This window comes from Pantoea septica (assembly GCF_002095575.1).
Classification (GTDB): Bacteria; Pseudomonadota; Gammaproteobacteria; order Enterobacterales; family Enterobacteriaceae; genus Pantoea; species Pantoea septica.
Genome location: NZ_MLJJ01000011.1, coordinates 76725 through 94717, shown reverse-complemented (window position 1 = coordinate 94717; position 17993 = coordinate 76725). Strand labels below are relative to the sequence as shown.

At 58.0% G+C, this 17993-nt stretch carries 20 protein-coding genes; 8 read left to right on the top strand and 12 right to left on the bottom strand.

All coding sequences use genetic code 11. The annotated features are described in order from the left end of the window. The first annotated feature begins 20 nt into the window (after positions 1-20). Together glpK and glpX are read left to right on the top strand one after the other, a co-directional pair. Positions 21-1538: a glycerol kinase GlpK gene (glpK, locus tag HA46_RS08250; protein ID WP_033792838.1), complete on the top strand. Its 1518-nt coding sequence runs from the start codon at positions 21-23 to the stop codon at positions 1536-1538. A 123-nt stretch (positions 1539-1661) separates the two neighbouring features. Further along, positions 1662-2672, top strand: a complete 1011-nt coding sequence (glpX, locus tag HA46_RS08245; RefSeq protein WP_084883608.1) for a class II fructose-bisphosphatase — start codon at positions 1662-1664, stop codon at positions 2670-2672. Here glpX and emrD read toward each other — a convergent pair. Further along, a complete protein-coding gene (gene emrD / locus HA46_RS08240) occupies positions 2662-3852 on the bottom strand; it encodes a multidrug efflux MFS transporter EmrD (RefSeq protein WP_167626701.1) in 1191 nt (396 codons plus the stop codon). The genes glpX and emrD overlap by 11 nt on opposite strands. Before the next feature lie 289 nt (positions 3853-4141). Here emrD and fpr point away from each other — a divergent pair, with 289 nt between their 5' ends. From fpr to tpiA, 3 genes are all read left to right on the top strand, one after another. Further along, complete coding sequence (fpr, locus tag HA46_RS08235; RefSeq protein WP_033792842.1) at positions 4142-4888, top strand: ferredoxin--NADP(+) reductase; 747 nt, start codon at positions 4142-4144, stop codon at positions 4886-4888. A gap of 116 nt (positions 4889-5004) precedes the next feature. Then, positions 5005-5631, top strand: a complete 627-nt coding sequence (locus HA46_RS08230; RefSeq protein WP_033792843.1) for a DUF1454 family protein — start codon at positions 5005-5007, stop codon at positions 5629-5631. A gap of 83 nt (positions 5632-5714) precedes the next feature. Continuing rightward, entirely contained in the window at positions 5715-6482 is a 768-nt protein-coding gene (gene tpiA / locus HA46_RS08225; protein WP_084883604.1) for a triose-phosphate isomerase, read from the top strand. Positions 6483-6522: 40 nt separating this feature from the next. Here tpiA and HA46_RS08220 read toward each other — a convergent pair whose 3' ends face one another. The 6 genes from HA46_RS08220 to cpxP all read right to left on the bottom strand — a co-directional run bounded on the left by HA46_RS08220 (position 6523) and on the right by cpxP (position 12023). Continuing rightward, complete coding sequence (locus HA46_RS08220; protein WP_084883601.1) at positions 6523-7281, bottom strand: CDP-diacylglycerol diphosphatase; 759 nt, start codon at positions 7279-7281, stop codon at positions 6523-6525. A 114-nt stretch (positions 7282-7395) separates the two neighbouring features. Next, a complete protein-coding gene (locus HA46_RS08215) occupies positions 7396-8385 on the bottom strand; it encodes a sulfate ABC transporter substrate-binding protein (protein ID WP_033754394.1) in 990 nt (329 codons plus the stop codon). Between the two features lie 149 nt (positions 8386-8534). Continuing rightward, on the bottom strand, positions 8535-9497 hold the full coding sequence (pfkA, locus tag HA46_RS08210) for a 6-phosphofructokinase (RefSeq protein ID WP_033754393.1): 963 nt from the start codon (positions 9495-9497) through the stop codon (positions 8535-8537). A 205-nt stretch (positions 9498-9702) separates the two neighbouring features. After that, positions 9703-10605, bottom strand: a complete 903-nt coding sequence (fieF, locus tag HA46_RS08205; RefSeq protein ID WP_033792849.1) for a CDF family cation-efflux transporter FieF — start codon at positions 10603-10605, stop codon at positions 9703-9705. A gap of 208 nt (positions 10606-10813) precedes the next feature. Beyond that, positions 10814-10999 carry a con-10 family general stress protein gene (locus HA46_RS08200; protein WP_033754389.1) on the bottom strand — a complete coding sequence of 62 codons (186 nt, stop codon included), beginning with the start codon at positions 10997-10999 and terminating at the stop codon, positions 10814-10816. Between the two features lie 514 nt (positions 11000-11513). After that, on the bottom strand, positions 11514-12023 hold the full coding sequence (gene cpxP / locus HA46_RS08195; RefSeq protein ID WP_084883599.1) for a cell-envelope stress modulator CpxP: 510 nt from the start codon (positions 12021-12023) through the stop codon (positions 11514-11516). A gap of 149 nt (positions 12024-12172) precedes the next feature. Between cpxP and cpxR the strand changes: the two genes are divergently transcribed. From cpxR to trmL, 3 genes are read left to right on the top strand one after another with little or no spacing between them, the layout of a single operon-like run. Continuing rightward, positions 12173-12871 (top strand): envelope stress response regulator transcription factor CpxR, encoded by a 699-nt coding sequence (gene cpxR / locus HA46_RS08190; protein WP_033754385.1) that lies wholly within the window; start codon positions 12173-12175, stop codon positions 12869-12871. Further along, positions 12868-14247: an envelope stress sensor histidine kinase CpxA gene (gene cpxA, locus HA46_RS08185; RefSeq protein ID WP_033792852.1), complete on the top strand. Its 1380-nt coding sequence runs from the start codon at positions 12868-12870 to the stop codon at positions 14245-14247. Before cpxR ends, cpxA begins: the two co-directional genes overlap by 4 nt. A 35-nt stretch (positions 14248-14282) precedes the next feature. Further along, positions 14283-14753, top strand: coding sequence for a tRNA (uridine(34)/cytosine(34)/5-carboxymethylaminomethyluridine(34)-2'-O)-methyltransferase TrmL (gene trmL, locus HA46_RS08180; protein ID WP_033792853.1), 471 nt, complete (start codon positions 14283-14285; stop codon positions 14751-14753). Here trmL and cysE read toward each other — a convergent pair. From cysE to HA46_RS08155, 5 genes are all read right to left on the bottom strand, one after another. Next, positions 14750-15571, bottom strand: a complete 822-nt coding sequence (gene cysE / locus HA46_RS08175; RefSeq protein ID WP_033754376.1) for a serine O-acetyltransferase — start codon at positions 15569-15571, stop codon at positions 14750-14752. The genes trmL and cysE overlap by 4 nt on opposite strands. Before the next feature lie 67 nt (positions 15572-15638). Continuing rightward, positions 15639-16655 (bottom strand): NAD(P)H-dependent glycerol-3-phosphate dehydrogenase, encoded by a 1017-nt coding sequence (gene gpsA, locus HA46_RS08170; RefSeq protein WP_208857406.1) that lies wholly within the window; start codon positions 16653-16655, stop codon positions 15639-15641. Then, on the bottom strand, positions 16655-17119 hold the full coding sequence (secB, locus tag HA46_RS08165) for a protein-export chaperone SecB (RefSeq protein ID WP_033754370.1): 465 nt from the start codon (positions 17117-17119) through the stop codon (positions 16655-16657). The genes gpsA and secB overlap by 1 nt, the downstream gene beginning before the upstream one ends. A 39-nt stretch (positions 17120-17158) precedes the next feature. Beyond that, complete coding sequence (grxC, locus tag HA46_RS08160) at positions 17159-17413, bottom strand: glutaredoxin 3 (RefSeq protein WP_033754368.1); 255 nt, start codon at positions 17411-17413, stop codon at positions 17159-17161. Positions 17414-17434: 21 nt separating this feature from the next. Beyond that, positions 17435-17866 (bottom strand): rhodanese-like domain-containing protein, encoded by a 432-nt coding sequence (locus HA46_RS08155; RefSeq protein WP_033754365.1) that lies wholly within the window; start codon positions 17864-17866, stop codon positions 17435-17437. Positions 17867-17993: the final 127 nt, after the last annotated feature.

Below are 17993 nucleotides of genomic sequence, written 5' to 3'. Positions count from 1 at the left end.
CTTTTCATCGGGAATGCATTATGACGACTACCACTGATAAAAAATATATTGTTGCGCTCGACCAGGGCACCACCAGCTCACGCGCCGTCGTGCTGGATCACGACGCCAACATCGTTGCGGTATCGCAGCGCGAATTTACCCAGATCTACCCGAAAGCGGGCTGGGTTGAACATGACCCGATGGACATCTGGGCATCGCAAAGCTCGACGCTGGTAGAGGTGCTGGCGCACGCCGACATCCGTTCCGATGAGATCGCCGCGATCGGCATCACTAACCAGCGCGAAACCGCGATCGTCTGGGACAAAGAGACCGGCAAGCCGATTTATAACGCCATCGTCTGGCAGGATCCGCGCACCGCGGACTACTGCAACAAGCTGAAAAAAGAGGGTCTGGAAGAGTATATCCAGCATACTACCGGCCTGGTAATTAACCCCTACTTCTCCGGTACCAAGGTGAAGTGGATCCTCGACCATGTAGAAGGCGCGCGCGAACGCGCGAAGCGCGGCGAGCTGCTGTTCGGCACCGTCGATACCTGGCTGGTGTGGAAAATGACCCAGGGGCGCGTGCATATTACCGATCACACCAACGCCTCCCGTACCATGATGTACAACATTCACAAGCTTGAGTGGGATCAGCGCATGCTGGAGATCCTCGATATCCCGCGTGAAATGCTGCCGGAAGTGAAAGGCTCTTCAGAAGTGTACGGTCAGACCAATATCGGCGGTAAAGGCGGCACGCGTATTCCTATCGCCGGTATCGCAGGCGACCAGCAGGCGGCGCTTTACGGCCAGCTCTGCGTTCAGCCGGGCATGGCGAAAAATACCTACGGCACCGGCTGCTTTATGCTGATGAACACCGGCACCGAAGCGGTGACCTCTTCGCACGGCCTGCTGACCACCATCGCCTGCGGTCCGCGCGGCGAAGTAAACTACGCGCTGGAAGGGGCCGTGTTTATCGGCGGCGCCTCGATTCAGTGGCTGCGTGACGAAATGAAGCTGATCAGCGACTCGGCCGACTCCGAGTACTTTGCGCTTAAGGTGAAGGATACCAACGGCGTTTATATGGTGCCGGCCTTTACCGGCCTGGGCGCGCCTTACTGGGATCCCTATGCGCGCGGCGCGATTTTCGGCCTGACGCGCGGCGCTAACGCCAACCACATTATTCGCGCCACGCTGGAGTCTATCGCCTACCAGACGCGCGACGTGCTGGAAGCGATGCAGAACGACGCCGATACTCGCCTGCAGTCACTGCGCGTGGACGGCGGCGCGGTGGCGAACAACTTCCTGATGCAGTTCCAGTCGGACATTCTCGGCACGCGCGTTGAGCGTCCGGAAGTGCGCGAAGTTACCGCGCTGGGCGCCGCCTATCTGGCGGGTCTGGCGGTAGGCTTCTGGGGCGATTTGGAAGAGGTGCGCGCCAAAGCGGTTATTGAGCGCGAATTCCGCCCGAGCATCGAGACCACCGAGCGCAACGTTCGCTATGCCGGCTGGAGAAAAGCGGTGGCGCGCGCGCAGGCGTGGGAAGATCACGACGAGTAATATGAGCGTACGCCAGCAGCTGGTGGCGAACATCTCAACCTTCCGGGCCCGCGACGCTGTCGCGGGCTTTTTTTTGCCCTTCCCCGCTATGCTACACTGCCCTTTTTTCAGCAGGTGCAGGCCATGAAACGAGAACTTGCCATAGAATTTTCCCGCGTGACCGAAGCGGCGGCGTTAGCCGGCTATCGCTGGCTGGGACGCGGCGATAAAAACAGTGCCGATGGCGCTGCCGTCCACGCGATGCGACACGTCCTGAATACCATTGATATCGACGGCCAGATTGTGATCGGCGAAGGCGAAATCGACGAAGCGCCGATGCTCTATATCGGCGAAAAAGTCGGCAGCGGGCGCGGCGACGCGGTCGATATCGCAGTGGATCCGATCGAGGGCACGCGGATGACCGCGATGGGCCAGGCCAATGCGCTGGCGGTGCTGGCGGTCGGCGACAAGGGCAGCTTTCTGCACGCGCCGGATATGTATATGGAGAAACTGATAGTCGGCCCGGCGGCGCGCGGCCATATCGATCTCCATCTGCCGCTGGAAACTAATCTGCGCAATATCGCCGCGGCGTTGGGTAAACCGCTGGCGCAGCTGACGGTCTCTATTCTGGCGAAACCGCGCCACGACGCGGTTATCGCGCAGCTACAACAGCTTGGCGTGCGCGTCTTCGCCTTCCCGGACGGTGACGTGGCGGCCTCGATTCTGACCTGTATGCCTGACAGCGAGGTCGACGCGCTCTACGGCATCGGCGGCGCGCCAGAGGGCGTGGTGTCGGCGGCGGTGATCCGCGCGCTGGATGGCGATATGCAGGGCCGCTTGCTACCGCGTCATGAGGTTAAGGGCGAGAGCGAAGAGAATCGTCGCATCGGCGAACAGGAGCTGGCGCGCTGCGACGAGATGGGCATTAAAGCGGGTGAGGTTTTGCCGCTGGCGCGAATGGCGCGCAACGACAACGTCATCTTTGCCGCCACCGGCATTACCAGCGGCGATCTGCTGAAGGGGATTACGCGTCAGGGCAATATCGCCACCAGCGAAACCCTGCTGATCCGCGGCAAATCGCGCACCATCCGCCGCATCCAGTCAATCCACTATCTGGATCGCAAAGATGCGGCGCTGCATCCTTTTATCCTGTAACCGTGCCGCTCTGACCTTCCGGCTGTCGCGACAGCGGCAGCCAGCACAGCAGCATCACCAGCGCGGTAGCGAACATCAGCATGCCCAGGCTGAACTGGTCGCGCTGCGGCAGCAGCGCCGATGCCCAGGCCACCACGCCCGAACCCAGGTTTTGCAATCCCCCGATCAGCGCGCCGGCGCTGCCGGCCTGCCACGCGTAAGGCTCCATCGCGCCTGAGGTCGCCAGCGGAAACAGCATGCCCGCGCCGAAGAAGAAGAGCGCGGCGGGCACCAGCAGCGTCCAGATATTCATCATGCCGAACCAGGCCGGGATCCACATCAGCGCGCCCGCCAGCAGACAACTGTTGACGCCGGTCCACATCAGGCTATGCCAGGAGCGCGTCTCGCGTCCGGCGAACCAGGCGCCGAAAAAGGCGGCGGGGATCGGCAGAATAAAAAGAATGCTGACGGTAAAGGCATCCAGCCCCAGCACGCCGCCCAGCAGCACGCCGCAGCTCGCTTCGAAGACCGCAATGCCCGCCAGCGCGCCGATCAGCAGCACAATAAAGCGTACGAAGCTGGCGTCGCGCAGCAGCCGCTGATAGCGGCGGAAAAACGGCGTGACTTCGCCGCCTTGCGGACGCGTCTCCGGCAGCCAGCGCATCATCGCGCCGGTCACCGCGACGCAGAGCAGCAGCAGGAAAGCGAAACAGGCGTGCCAGCCGAACAGCTTCGTCAGCAGCGCGCCGATAACCGGTGCCAGCAGCGGACTGACCAGCAGTCCCATATTGAGCAGGCTATTGGCCTGCCGCAGCGCGACGCCCGCATAGAGGTCGCGCGGCATAGTACGCGCCATCACGCCCGCCACGCCGGTGCCCAGCCCCTGAATGGCGCTGCCCAGCACCAGTACGTTCAGCGACGGCGCCAGCATCGCGGTCACCGCGCCGATCATAAAGATCGTCATGCCGGCGAGGATCACCGGACGGCGCCCGATGCTGTCGGAGAGCGGGCCGTAGATCAGCTGCGATCCGCCATAGGTCATCAGATAGGCCGCCATTACGCGCTGCAGCGTGCCGTCGTGCACGTTGAGCGCGTCCGCCATCTCGGCCATCGCCGGGACATAGATCGTCTGTGCCATTTGCCCAACCGCCAGCATTAAAATCAACATCAGCAACAGCGGCCGATTTTCCATCTTCTTCATCGACATCTCGGTCTGTGAAATAAAGTTAATTCAGCAGCAAAATGCGCTGCATCGGGTTAATGGCGGGAAAAATATCAGGATTACGTGACAAATCGAGAGACGGGCGCAAAGACGCGGGCGTAAAGGCGTCAAGTTTTCGTACCACCGTGTCAACTGGGGGCAACGACGTGTTGAGACGTGCGGCGCATTTGTCGATTAGAGCCAAAAAAAGGGCGGGCGGGTGGAAAAAGCGCCCTGCAGCCGCGATGATAACACTGTGCCTGAAAAATCAACGACCAGGAGAGTAACGATGGCTGAATGGGTCAATGCGCAAGTAAAGGAAGTAAAGAACTGGACGGACGCGCTGTTCAGTCTGCGGGTGCATGCGCCGATTGATGCATTCACCGCCGGTCAGTTCGCCAAGCTGGCACTGGAGATAGATGGCGAACGCGTGCAGCGCGCTTACTCTTACGTGAACGCGCCCAGCGATCCTTTACTGGAGTTCTATCTGGTCACGGTGCCGGAGGGCAAACTGAGCCCGCGTCTGCAGGCGCTCAGGCCGGGCGACACCGTGATGGTAACGAAAGAGGCCGCCGGATTTTTTGTGCTGGATGAGATCCCGCCGTGCAAAACGCTATGGATGCTGGCGACCGGCACGGCGATCGGGCCTTACCTCTCTATTCTGCAACAGGGCGAAGGGCTGGATCGCTTCGATCATATCGTGCTGGTGCACGCGGTGCGCTATGCCGCCGATCTCAGCTACCTGCCGCTGATGCAGTCGCTGCAGCAGATTTACAACGACAAGCTGCGCATTCAGACTGTGGTGAGCCGCGAAAACGCGGCGGGATCCCTCACTGGCCGCGTGCCGGCGCTGATCGAAAGCGGCGAGCTGGAGCGCGCGGTGGGCCTGCCGATAGAGGCGGAGTCGAGCCATATCATGCTGTGCGGCAACCCGCAGATGGTGCGCGATACTCAGCAGATGCTGAAAGAGACGCGCGATATGCGCAAGCATCTGAAGCGTAAACCCGGGCATATCACCAGCGAGCACTACTGGTAAGCGCGATGGGATAAGATAATTCTTATCCTGAGACAAGTTTTGCCCGTCGCGCTTTTGACTTTCGCAGGTAAAACCCGTTCTAATTTGGCGCAGAGTTTACTGGTCGAGCCTACGAAATGAAGAATTTGCCTGGCGCGCTGCTGCTAAGCCTTGCGCTAACGGCCCCGGCATTTGCCGCCGATCCCACGCTGCGCGAGCGCAGCGAATCCGTGCCTGCCGCACCCTATTTGCTGGCGGGCGCGCCTACCTTTGATATGACCATCGGCCAGTTCCGCGAAAGGTATAACGCCGCCAATGCCGACCTGCCGCTGATGGAGTATCGCGCCATCGACAACCGAAACGACAGCAGCCGCCTGACGCGCGCGGCGAGTAAAATCAGCGAAACGCTCTACGCCTCCACCGCGCTGGAACAGGGAACCGGAAAGGTGAAGACGCTGCAGCTGACCTGGCTGCCGGTGCCGGGACCGGATCAGAAAGCGTCGCAGGAGAAAGCGCTCGCCTACATGACGGCGCTGCTGCGCTTTTTTGTGCCGGGTCTTTCCCCGGACGAAGCGCGGCAAAAGCTGAACGTGCTGCTGAGCGAAGGCAAAGGCGCGCGCTATTTTTCCCGCACCGAAGGCGCGCTGCGTTTCGTGGTGGCGGACAACGGCGACAAGGGCCTGACCTTCGCCGTCGAGCCCATAAAACTGGCGCTGCCGCCTGCCGATCAGGGCGGCAAAAATGACGAAAAGCAAAGCCATTGACCTGATAGATCTCTATACTGTCTGGCAGTCTACGCTGCCTGCCGGCAGTGCAATTTAATGAATCGCGTAACGCGGAGGATAGAATGCGACATCCATTGGTTATGGGTAACTGGAAACTGAATGGCAGCAAGCAGATGACAGGCGAGCTGATCGAAGGCCTGCGCAAAGCGCTCTCCGGCGTTGACGGTTGCGGCGTGGCGATCGCCCCGCCGGCTATCTACCTCGACCAGGCGAAACACGCCATCTCTGGCAGCCACATCGCTCTGGGCGCACAGAACGTCGACGTCAACCTCTCAGGCGCTTTCACCGGCGAAACCTCCGCGGACATGCTGAAAGACATCGGCGCGAAATATATTATTATCGGCCACTCTGAGCGTCGTACCTACCACAAAGAGAGCGACGAGCTTATCGCGAAGAAATTCGCCGTGCTGAAAGCGGCTGGCCTGGTGCCGGTACTGTGCATTGGTGAAACCGAAGCGGAAAACGAAGCGGGTCAGACTGAAGAAGTCTGCGCGCGCCAGATCGACGCAGTGCTGGAAACCCAGGGCGCGGAAGCTTTTAACGGCGCAGTTATCGCCTATGAGCCGGTCTGGGCTATCGGCACCGGCAAATCTGCCACTCCGGCGCAGGCGCAGGCAGTGCATAAATTTATTCGCCAGCACATCGCGAAGAAAGACGCGGCGGTCGCAGAGCAGGTGATCATTCAGTACGGCGGTTCTGTTAACGACAAGAATGCGGCTGAACTCTTTACCCAGCCGGACATCGACGGCGCGCTGGTCGGCGGCGCCTCACTGAAGGCTGATGCCTTCGCCGTTATCGTTAAAGCAGCGGCGGAAGCGAAAAAAGCGTAACTTCCGATACGCAAAAAAGGCGGCCTGATGGCCGCCTTTTTTATTGCCGTAAAATCTCGCAGCTGTGGTCCTGTAGCTCTTCTGCCGAGCCGCGGTTGAGCAATAGCCAGTTGCGCTCAAGCGCCAATACCGCCAGACGCCCATCCGGCAGCGCCGCCAGCGCCAGGCCATATTTGCCCATTTCGCCGCGCGCATTGGGGATCTCGTTGGCTACGCGGATAAACAGGCTCTGCTGCGTCAGCTCCGGCAGGGTGAGCGCGCGTATTCGGTAAGCGTGCTGGCGCAGCCGTTCCGTCTGCCAGCGGCTGGAGAGCACGGGCGCGAGGCGATCCAGCACGCGGCGCACATCGGGACGCAGGCAGGAGATATGAATATGCAGCTGATTCTGGGTGCGGCCATACTCGGCGTTGATCGCCAGCGACAGCGCGCTGTCGGCGACTGGCGCGCCGCGCTTTGCCGCCAGCTGCGCGCGCGCCTGCCAGGCGAAGGCGAAGAAATTGGGCGTCGCGGGATTGAGCAGCGCCGGGCTTTCCATGCCGCTGATTTTCGCCAGCGGGATAAGCAGATACTGCAGCGGCCCGTTCAGATCTTTGAGCAACACATAGCCTTGCTCAAGCTCGACGCGCTGGCAAGGCGCGGGCTTGCCCGTAGCGCGCTGATTCGGCTCGCACTTTTCACTGACGATATGCCACAACGCATCGCTGTTTTTATGCAGGTGGAATGCGGCAATCGCTAAACCGCTTATCAGGATCAACAGCAGCAGCGCAATCAGGCCAGGCGCACGGCGACGTCCCTGCATAGCAAGGCTCCTCTTTCCGCTTTTTTCCGCATCCTCGCCTGGCTGCCGTGCAATGTCACGCACAAATAAAAACGACCAGCACGCTGGCTGGCCGTTTTTATTGCGGTTGTAGGATTAAGGCTTCATCACCTGGTCATAGGTGCCGCCATCAGCAAAATGCGTTTTCTGCGCCTGCGTCCAGCCGCCGAACTTATTATCGATGGTAAACAGCTTCACTGGCGCGAAGGTGCTGGCGAACTTCTTCGCCACTTCCGCATCGCGCGGGCGATAGTAGTTTTGCGCTGCGATAGTCTGGCCTTCCGGCGAGTAGAGATACTTCAGATAGGCGTCCGCAACTGCGCGCGTACCCTGATCGTCCACCACTTTATCCACCACGGAAACGGTGGGTTCAGCCAGAATGGATTCGCTCGGCGTGACGATTTCAAATTTGTCTTTGCCCAGCTTATCGACTGCCAGATAGGCTTCGTTTTCCCAGGCGATCAGCACATCGCCGATGCCGCGCTCTACAAAGGTATTGGTTGCGCCACGCGCGCCGGAGTCCTGGACCTCGACGTTTTTAAATAGCGCTTTTACGTAAGCCTGCGCCTTCGCCTGATCGCCATTATTTTGATCCAGCGCCCAGCCCCATGCCGCCAGATAGTTCCAGCGTGCGCCGCCTGAGGTTTTTGGATTCGGGGTAATGACAGAAACGCCTGGCTTAATTAAATCGGACCAGTCGTGAATGCCTTTAGGATTGCCTTTGCGCACCAGGAAAACAATGGTGGAGGTGTAAGGCGCGGAGTTATCCGGCAGACGCTTGAGCCAGTTCTTATCGATACGGCCGCGTTCGGCGATGGCATCAACATCGGATTGCAGCGCCAGCGTCACGACATCGGCGCGAATGCCGTTAATAACCGAGGTCGCCTGCTTGCCCGATCCGCCGTGAGACTGGCGGATCACCACGTTATCGCCGGTTTCCTGCTTGTAGTGCGCCGCAAAGGCTTTGTTGTACTGCTCGTACAGCTCGCGCGTCGGATCGTAAGAGACGTTTAACAGCTGGTAATCCTTTGCCAGAACGCTGGCAGAGGCCAGCAGAAGGGTAATCCCGATACTCCACTTGTTCATTGTGCACGCTCCCGATGTCATTATGCCGGTAGCGTGACATAAACCATTTTAGAGCTAAAAGAATTAAAAATAAGCATTTATAACTGGCAGGAATATAGACAATTAAAATAAAAGCGCGCCTGAGAGGCGCGCCTGAAGCGTGTTTGGGATCAGTAGAGTTTTTTCGCGGTTTCCAGCCAGTCGCGCTTAAACGGACGCTTCATGTTTTCGATAGCGTCGATGATGTCGTGATGCACCATCTTCTCGTTCTGGATGCCGACGCAGCGGCCGCCGTAGCCCTGTAGCAACAGCTCAATAGCATAGGCGCCCATGCGCGACGCGAGGATACGGTCGTAAGCGCAGGGCGCGCCGCCGCGCTGAATATGACCGAGTACGGTCGCGCGCGTTTCGCGTTTGGTTTCCGCTTCGATGTACTTCGCCAGGTCGTCGATATCGCAGATATGTTCGGTGATCGCGACGATGGCGTGCTTTTTGCCTTTGGCGATGCCCGCTTTGATCTCCATTACCAGCTCTTCGCGGGTATACGGAATTTCCGGCAGCACGATAAATTCGCAGCCGCCCGCAATCGCCGCCGCCAGAGTCAGGTCGCCGCAGTAGCGTCCCATAACCTCGACGATAGAGATGCGCTGGTGCGAAGAGGAGGTGTCGCGCAGACGGTCAATCGCCTCGACCACGGTTTCCAGCGCGGTGAAGTAGCCGATGGTGTAGTCGGTACCCGCAACGTCGTTATCGATAGTGCCCGGCAGGCCAATGCACGGGAAGCCCATTTCGGTCAGACGCTTCGCGCCCATATAGGAGCCGTCGCCACCGATGACAACCAGCGCATCGATGCCGCGTTTTTTCATATTCTCAATCGCGACCTGGCGCACTTCGTCGTTGCGGAATTCGGGGAAACGCGCCGAGCCCAGGAAGGTGCCGCCGCGGTTAATCATATCCGATACGCTGTAGCGGTCGAGATTGATCATCCGATCTTCGTACAGTCCCAGATAGCCGTCATAGATACCAAAAACTTCCAGTCCTTCGCTCAGCGCTGATCGCACAACGCCGCGGATGGCTGCGTTCATGCCGGGGGCGTCGCCGCCGCTGGTCAATACACCAATTTTTTTGATCATGACAACCTCTGGATTGTTAAAACGAAAAGTTAATCCTGCCTGTCGTGCGCCGCTAAGCGGCATACCCTATGCGCGACTCGTGATGGCAGATAGTATATCAAAGGCTTGCTGCTGAATTGATTCAGGTCAGACAAGTTTTCACTAAATTTTTTGCATTAATGTTAGCGCTTCGTCATTTTAAATAGATTAAATTGATTCAATCTGGTTAAAAGCCGGGTGAATTCTGCTGTTCAATCGGCACGACAGAGCAGGGATCCTGATGAATAATCACGTCCGAGCCGGGGAAACGCTGACGCAGCGCCTTCTCTACCTGATCCGCTACGCGATGCGCCTGCACTAGCGGCAAATCATCATTAAGCTCCAGATGAAGCTGGATAAATTTAGTCGGTCCCGACTGACGCGTACGTACGTCATGCACGCCCTCCACGCCCGGCCAGTTCAGCGCAAGATCGAGAATGATATTATGCTCTTCCTCCGGCAGCGCGCGATCCAGCAGCGACTGCACGGCGTCGTAGCCCATCCGCAATGCGCTGTACAAGATGTAGACGCCGATGCCTAACGCGAATAGCGCGTCTGCGCGCGCGAAGCCATAGCTGCTTAAGCCCAGGGCGATCAGGATAGCGCCGTTCATGACCACATCGGACTGATAGTGCAGCATATCGGCGCGAATCGCCTGGCTGTGCGTGTGGCGCACGACCCAGCGTTGAAATGCTACCAGCAGCAGCGTCGAACAGAGCGCCACCACGGTAACCACCACCCCAACCAGCGGCGCGCGTAGCGTATTGGGCGAAGCCAGATGCTGGATGCCGGTCAAAAACAAGAACAGCGCCGAACCAGAGATAAACATGCTTTGCGCCAGCGCCGCCAGTGATTCCGCCTTGCCGTGACCAAAAGTATGGTTAGCGTCAGCAGGTTGCAGCGCATAGCGCACGACTAAAAGATTAGTTAACGAGGCGGCGATGTCCACCAGCGAATCGACCAGACCCGCCAGCAGGCTGACCGAACCGGTATACCACCAGGCAAAAATTTTGACGATAAGCAGGCTGGTTGCCAGGATCGTCGCCGCCAGCGCCGCGCGCTTGACCAGACGAGCATAGGTGGGTTGCATGATGTGCTCCCTCAGCCATTACAGGCATGCACCCGAAATAAAGGAATGGCTAAAGTTTAACATCCAGATTGTCGCTGCGCATAAACCCTGCGTCATCAGAAGAGAAAAGCTGGCAGAACGCCAGAAAAAACAAACCCCGCCCTCAAAGAGGACGGGGTATCGTTTCCCGCGTGGGAAACGCACGGTTTACTGCCAGGCTCTAAACTCGTCAGGAAGAGCTGCGGCCGCCGCCGTGGCTGTTTTGACCGCCTTTTTTGCCTGCTTCAGAGGCTTTTTCACGATCGTTTTTGAAATTACCGCTGCCGCCGCTGCTTTTTCCACCTTTTTTGCCGGCTTCAGAAGCTTTCTGCGGATTGTCTGCGAAATTGCCTGAACCACCACGATGTTCTGCCATAACTTACTCCGTTAATATATTCAGATTGATTACGTAATGTGGTTACTGCACCCCATTTAAATTCCCTAAATTCTCGGGGCGTGCACTTTCCTTGCTGCGACAAAATTAAGTGTAGAAGTAAGCCAGAAGAATTCAAGAAAAGGATAAAATAATTAACTGATTGATATTAATATACTTTAAATGTGGCCGACAAGCTTACTTTCTTCTTATCATATATTTAAACAAATAGCCGCTTCGCTTTATTATTTTTTAAAACACCGCATCTATCGATATATTTTCACGGCATAACATATGTTTTATAAAAATAAACGAGACGGCTAAAAATAATATCTTGATAAATACCTTAAGCTTTAAGGCGTTAGTGCTGTCCTTAAATAAATTGTTAATGCCGAGGAGAAATCGGCCCGCCAGAATGGACGCTGCGACCGGAAATGCGCAAAAAACAAAAAAACCCCGCCATCATGGCGGGGAAGACAGGGATGGTGTCTATGGCAAGGAAAACAGGGATACTATGTTACTGGTTACTGCTGGTACTACTCACTGCTTGCAGCGATGAAGCCGACTGCAAATTAGAGAGCTTGCGCAGCTCGGCGAGCCGCCACTCGTAATTCTTTTGCAACGCGGCCTGCTGAGCCGGCGTGAGCAAGTGATACATCTGGTTGCGAATGCGTGCCATCTCGACATGCTGTTCGATCTGCGCCTGAGCGATTTTCTCAGCCTGCGCGCGAATAGCCGCTTCGTTAAAAGTGTCCGCCGTAATCAGATCGTGCATATTTTCGATATCACCGATGCTGACAGGGGAACGTTCATGTCGCGCCTGCGTCATCAGGTCTCGCATCTGTTGACGCTGCTCTTCCGTCAACTCGATGCCGTCGAACATGTGGCTTTGCGGATTTTGCGTCATACTGCCTGTCGTCAATCCGCCGTGATGCATTTCGTCAATCGTCGTCGTGTCTGCCACTCCTGCGCTGGCGTGATTGAGAACCATCGCTGAGGCAATGACGACGGCGGTTACTGTGCGCATCGTTTACTCCAGTCCGTTCCGTTTTGCGATTCAACGAGGACCAGTGTACGGCGACAGCTGCAAACATCCGTCAGGGGGTGTAAAACTACGTAAAGCGTTGGATTGACAAGTCAGGAACACGGTATTTTGCCTGCGGAGGGCAATAAAAAATGAATAAAATCCTGTTGGTTGACGATGACCGCGAATTGACTTCGCTGCTTAAAGAACTGTTAGAAATGGAAGGGTTTGAAGTGGTGGTAGCCAGCGACGGCGAACAGGCGTTAAGCCTGCTGGATACCTCTATTGATCTACTTTTGCTCGATGTGATGATGCCGAAAAAGAACGGTATCGACACGCTGAAAGAGCTACGCCAGCAACATCAGACGCCCGTCATCATGTTGACCGCGCGCGGTAGCGAGCTGGATCGCGTGCTGGGGCTCGAACTGGGCGCGGATGACTATCTGCCTAAGCCGTTTAACGATCGCGAACTGGTGGCGCGTATACGCGCGATTCTGCGCCGTTCCAACTGGAGCGAGCAGCAACAGCAGCACGACAGCAGCTCGCCGACGCTGGAAGTGGACTGCCTGCGCCTGAACCCGGGCCGTCAGGAAGCGAGTTTCGACAATCAGACGCTGGATCTTACCGGCACCGAGTTCACCCTGCTCTACCTGCTGGCGCAGCATCTCGGCCAGGTCGTCTCGCGCGAGCATCTGAGCCAGGAAGTGCTTGGCAAGCGTCTGACGCCGTTCGACCGCGCCATCGATATGCACATCTCCAACCTGCGCCGCAAACTGCCTGAGCGCCGCGACGGCCATCCGTGGTTTAAAACCCTGCGCGGCCGCGGCTATCTGATGGTTTCGGCTTCATGATAGGTAGCCTCACCACCCGCATCTTCGCCATTTTCTGGCTAACCCTGGCGCTGGTGTTGATGCTGGTATTGATGGTGCCCAAGCTGGATTCCCGCCAGATGGCCTCGCTGCTCGATAGCGAGCAGCGCCAGGGCACCATGATTGAACAGCATGTCGAAGTGGAACTGGCGCAGGATCCGCCCAACGATTTGATGTGGTGGCGCCGCCTCTCGCGCGCTATCGACAAATGGGCGCCGCCGGGCCAGCGCCTGCTGCTGGTCACCAGCGAAGGGCGCGTCATTGGCGCGCAGCACAATGAAATGCAGGTGATCCGCAACTTTATCGGGCAGTCCGACAACGCCGATCATCCCCAGAAAAAGAAGTATGGCCGTATCGAAATGGTCGGCCCCTTCGCGGTGCGCGACGGCGAAGATAACTATCAGCTCTACCTGATTCGACCGGCGACCAGCTCGCAGCTCGATTTTATCAATTTGCTGTTTGACCGGCCGCTGCTGCTGCTGATCGTCACCATGCTGATCAGCTCGCCGCTGCTGCTCTGGCTGGCGTGGAGCCTGGCGCGTCCCGCTCGCAAGCTTAAATATGCGGCCGATGAAGTCGCCAGCGGTAATTTGCGCCAGCATCCGGAACTGGAATCAGGGCCGCAGGAGTTTCTCGCCGCCGGCTCCAGCTTCAATCAGATGGTGAGCGCGCTCGAACGCATGATGACCTCGCAGCAGCGTCTGCTGTCAGATATCAGCCATGAGCTGCGCACGCCGCTGACGCGTCTGCAGCTGGCCACGGCGCTGCTGCGCCGTCGCCACGGCGAAGGCAAAGAGCTGGAGCGTATCGAGATGGAAGCGCAGCGTCTGGACGGCATGATCAACGATCTGCTGGTACTGTCGCGCACCCAGCACAAGAACGCGCTGGTCAGCGAGGCGATGAAAGCGAATCAGCTCTGGAACGACGTGCTTGAAGATGCGAAGTTCGAAGCCGAGCAGATGGGCAAGCAGCTCGACGTGCCCTATCCGCCCGGCCCCTGGCCGCTTTACGGCAACCCACATGCGCTGGAAAGCGCGCTGGAGAACATCGTACGCAACGCGCTGCGCTATTCGCACTCGCATATCAGCGTCAGCTTTTCGGTGGATATCAGCGGCCTGACGGTGCACGTCGACGATGACGGCCCGGGCGTCAGCCCGGAGGATCGCGAGCAAATATTCCGTCCCTTCTACCGCACCGATGAGGCGCGCGATCGCGAGTCAGGCGGCACGGGGCTCGGTCTGGCGATTGTCGAAACCGCTATCCAGCAGCACCGCGGCTGGGTGAAGGCCGACGACAGCCCGCTCGGCGGCCTGCGCCTGACGCTCTGGCTGCCGCTCTACTCCTCTAGCCGGCAATAATTTGCTATGCTTCGGCCCCTGTTATCGGGGGCCTTATGCTTAACATCGTCTTATTTGAACCAGAAATCCCGCCGAACACCGGCAATATTATTCGCCTCTGCGCTAATACCGGCTTCAGGCTGCATCTGATTGAACCGCTTGGTTTCGCATGGGACGACAAACGGCTGCGCCGCGCCGGTCTCGACTATCACGAATTTACCGCGATTCAGAAGCATGAAAGCTATGAGGCGTTTCTGCGCGTCGAGCAGCCCGCGCGGCTCTTTGCGCTGACCACCAAGGGAACGCCGGCGCACAGTGCGGTGAGCTATCAGGCGGGCGATTATCTGCTGTTCGGCCCGGAGAGCCGCGGACTGCCCGCCGAGATCCTCGACGCGCTGCCGCCAGCGCAGAAAATCCGCATCCCGATGCGTGCGGAAAGCCGCAGCATGAATCTGTCGAATGCGGTATCGGTCGTGGTGTATGAAGCATGGCGCCAGCTTGATTACGCAGGCGCGCGGCTCGTTTAGATCCCGTCGCCGAACTCAAAGCCCGGCACGGTGCCGTTGAAGTGTTGATCCATGTCCATTGAGGGTTTGTCGCTCGCTGGTTTGCCGACGATGCGCGCCGGCACGCCTGCGGCAGTGGTATGCGGCGGCACAGGCTGCAACACCACCGAGCCTGCGCCAATCTTCGCGCCGCGCCCGACCTCGATATTGCCGAGGATCTTCGCCCCTGCGCCAATCATCACGCCCTCGCGGATTTTCGGATGGCGATCGCCGCTGGTTTTGCCGGTACCGCCCAGCGTCACCGACTGCAAGATCGAAACGTCGTTCTCCACTACCGCCGTTTCGCCGATAACGATGCCGGTGGCGTGGTCAAGCATAATGCCGTGGCCGATGTTCGCCGCCGGATGAATATCTACAGCGAACGAGACGGAAATTTCGTTTTGCAGATAGACCGCTAAGGCGCGACGCCCTTCGTTCCATAGCCAGTGGCCGATGCGATAGGCCTGCAGCGCGTGAAAGCCTTTCAGATAAAGCAGCGGCGTAGAGTATTTATCTACCGCCGGGTCGCGCTGGCGCACCGCCTGGATGTCGAGCGCGGCCGAGGCGATCATCGAAGGATCCTGACGATAGGCCTCTTCGACAATTTCGCGAATAGCGATAGCGGGCATAATCGGATTAGCGAGCTTGTTGGCCAGCATATAGCTCAGGGCGCTGCCGAGATTTTCGTGTTTCAACAAAGTCGCATGATAAAAGCTGGCCAGCATCGGCTCGCAATCGGCCAGCGCGCGCGCTTCCGCTTTGATGTTGTTCCAGACCAGTTCTAACTCATCAGACGACATTGCAGTTTTCTCCCGAAAAAAAAAGCGCCTGAATGGCGCTACAGGTGACTATGCTGCGCATCCCGCATCAGCCTGAACCGTTTTCGTCCTTCCTTGTACGGCCTAACAGGCTCAATGCTGCCTCTCGCGCCGATTTTCCGCAATAGAGCACCTGATAGATTTGCTCGGTAATCGGCATTTCAACGCCGACACGCTCAGCCAATGCCTTGACTTCTTTGGTGTTTTTATAGCCTTCTACAACTTGTCCGATAATGCGTTGCGCGTTATCCACCTCTTCGCCCTGGCCCAGCATCAGGCCGAAACGACGGTTGCGCGACTGATTGTCGGTACAGGTCAGCACCAAATCGCCTAAGCCGGCCATGCCCATAAAGGTGGTGGCATCGGCACCCAACGCGGCGCCGAGACGACTCATTTCGGCGAGGCCGCGCGTAATCAGCGCGGTACGCGCATTAGCGCCGAAGCCGATGCCGTCGGAGATGCCTGCGCCGATGGCGATGACGTTTTTCACCGCGCCGCCAAGCTGCACGCCGATAAAATCGGGATTGTTGTAAACGCGGAAACTCTTGCCGCAGTGCAGCTTTTGCTGCAGATCTTCAGCAAAAGTGGCATCGGTCGCCGCCAGCGCGATCGCGGTCGGCAGGCCCGCCGCCAGCTCTTTGGCAAAGGTCGGCCCGGAGATGACTGCGAGCGGCGTAGCGTCGCCGAGGATGTCGCGCGCCACATCCTGCAGTAGCCTTCCAGTTTCTCTTTCCAGCCCTTTGGTCGCCCAGACGATGCGCGACTCAGCGCGCAGATGCGGTTTAATCTGCTTCAGCACGTCGCCGAACACATGGCTCGGCACCACCACCAGCAGATCGCGGCTGGCCGCAATAGCGCGCGCTAAGTCGGGCTCAAGCTCAAGGTTGTCGGGAAAAGGTACGTCGGGGAGAAAAGCGCTGTTGCAGCGTTCGGCCTGCAGCTGCGCCAGATGCGCGGGATTGTGTCCCCACAGCAGCACGGGATGGCCGTTGCGGGCTAAGGTAATGGCCAGAGCGGTGCCGTAAGAGCCGGCACCGATGACGCTAATCGAAGCGTGTGTAGTCATCAGGCATCCTGATGTGGTTCGGCACCTTCGCCTTGCTGCTGCAGGTAGTTCATGAACAGCGCATCAAAGTTTACCGGCGCCAGGTTAAGCTGCGGGAAGGTGCCGCGAGACACCAGGCTGGTGATGCATTCGCGCGCATACGGGAACAGGATGTTCGGGCAATAGGCGCCCAGGCAGTGCGCCATCTGCGTGCCTTCGATGCCGCTGATGGTGAAGATGCCCGCCTGCTGAACTTCGCACAGGAATGCGGTTTCTTCGCCAACGCTGGCGGTCACGGTCACGCGCAGCACCACTTCATAAACTTCGTCAGCCAGCTGTGATGACGCAGTATCCAGATCCAGCTTCACTTCCGGCTCCCACTCTTTCTGGAAAACCTGCGGCGCGTTCGGCGCTTCGAAAGAAACGTCTTTGGTGTAAACGCGTTGAATCTGGAATTGCATTTCGTTGGTGTTTTGTTCTGACATCTGACTAAGTCCTGTGAGTTGAAAAATCCTGCGCCGCTCTTACGCCTGCAGTAGCGGATCTAATCCTTCACGACTGTCCAGCGCGTAAAGGTCGTCGCAGCCGCCGATGTGCTGCGCGTCAATGAAAATCTGAGGCACGGTGGTGCGGCCGCTGCGTTTGATCATCTCTTCGCGTTTCGCGGCGTTCCCGTCGATAGGGATCTCCTGAAACGACACACCTTTTTGACTCAACAGCGCCTTCGCCCGGTGGCAGAAAGGACAGGTCGCCTTGGTGTAAATCTCGACATTAGCCATGTTACGTACCTCGGTAAGATGTTATTTTCCGCGCACCAGCGGAAGGTTGTCTCCGCTCCAGCCGCTGATGCCGTCTTTCAGAACGGTCACCTGGCTAAAGCCGGCGGCGCTCAGCTTTTCAGCCGGCTCGCTCGCGCTCTGGCCGGTGGCGCACACCACAATTATGGGCTGAGCTTTATGCTTTTCCAGCTCGCCGAAGCTGCCTTTTTTGATGTCCGCCGCCGCAACGTTCAGCGCGCCCGAAATATGTCCTCTGCGGTAATCGTCACGCGACCGCACGTCCACTACTACCGCCTCTTCTTTGTTAATCAGGCGGGTCGCTTCGCCGCGGCTGATAACTTTCACCTTAGAAAACATCCCTTTAAAGGTGGTAACAATCACCAAAACCAGTAAAACGACCCATGCCAGACTGAGGATGGTGTGATTGCTTGCAAACTGCATAATTTCTTGCATGAGGGGTAAAGACTCCAGACCGGGCTAATTAAGCTAAAAACAAGGGTTCTGAGTATACCTGCGCCACTTCTCATGTACAGACGCTAAGCGGCCAGAGTTACGATTTGTGCGTCATTTTCTAAAAAAA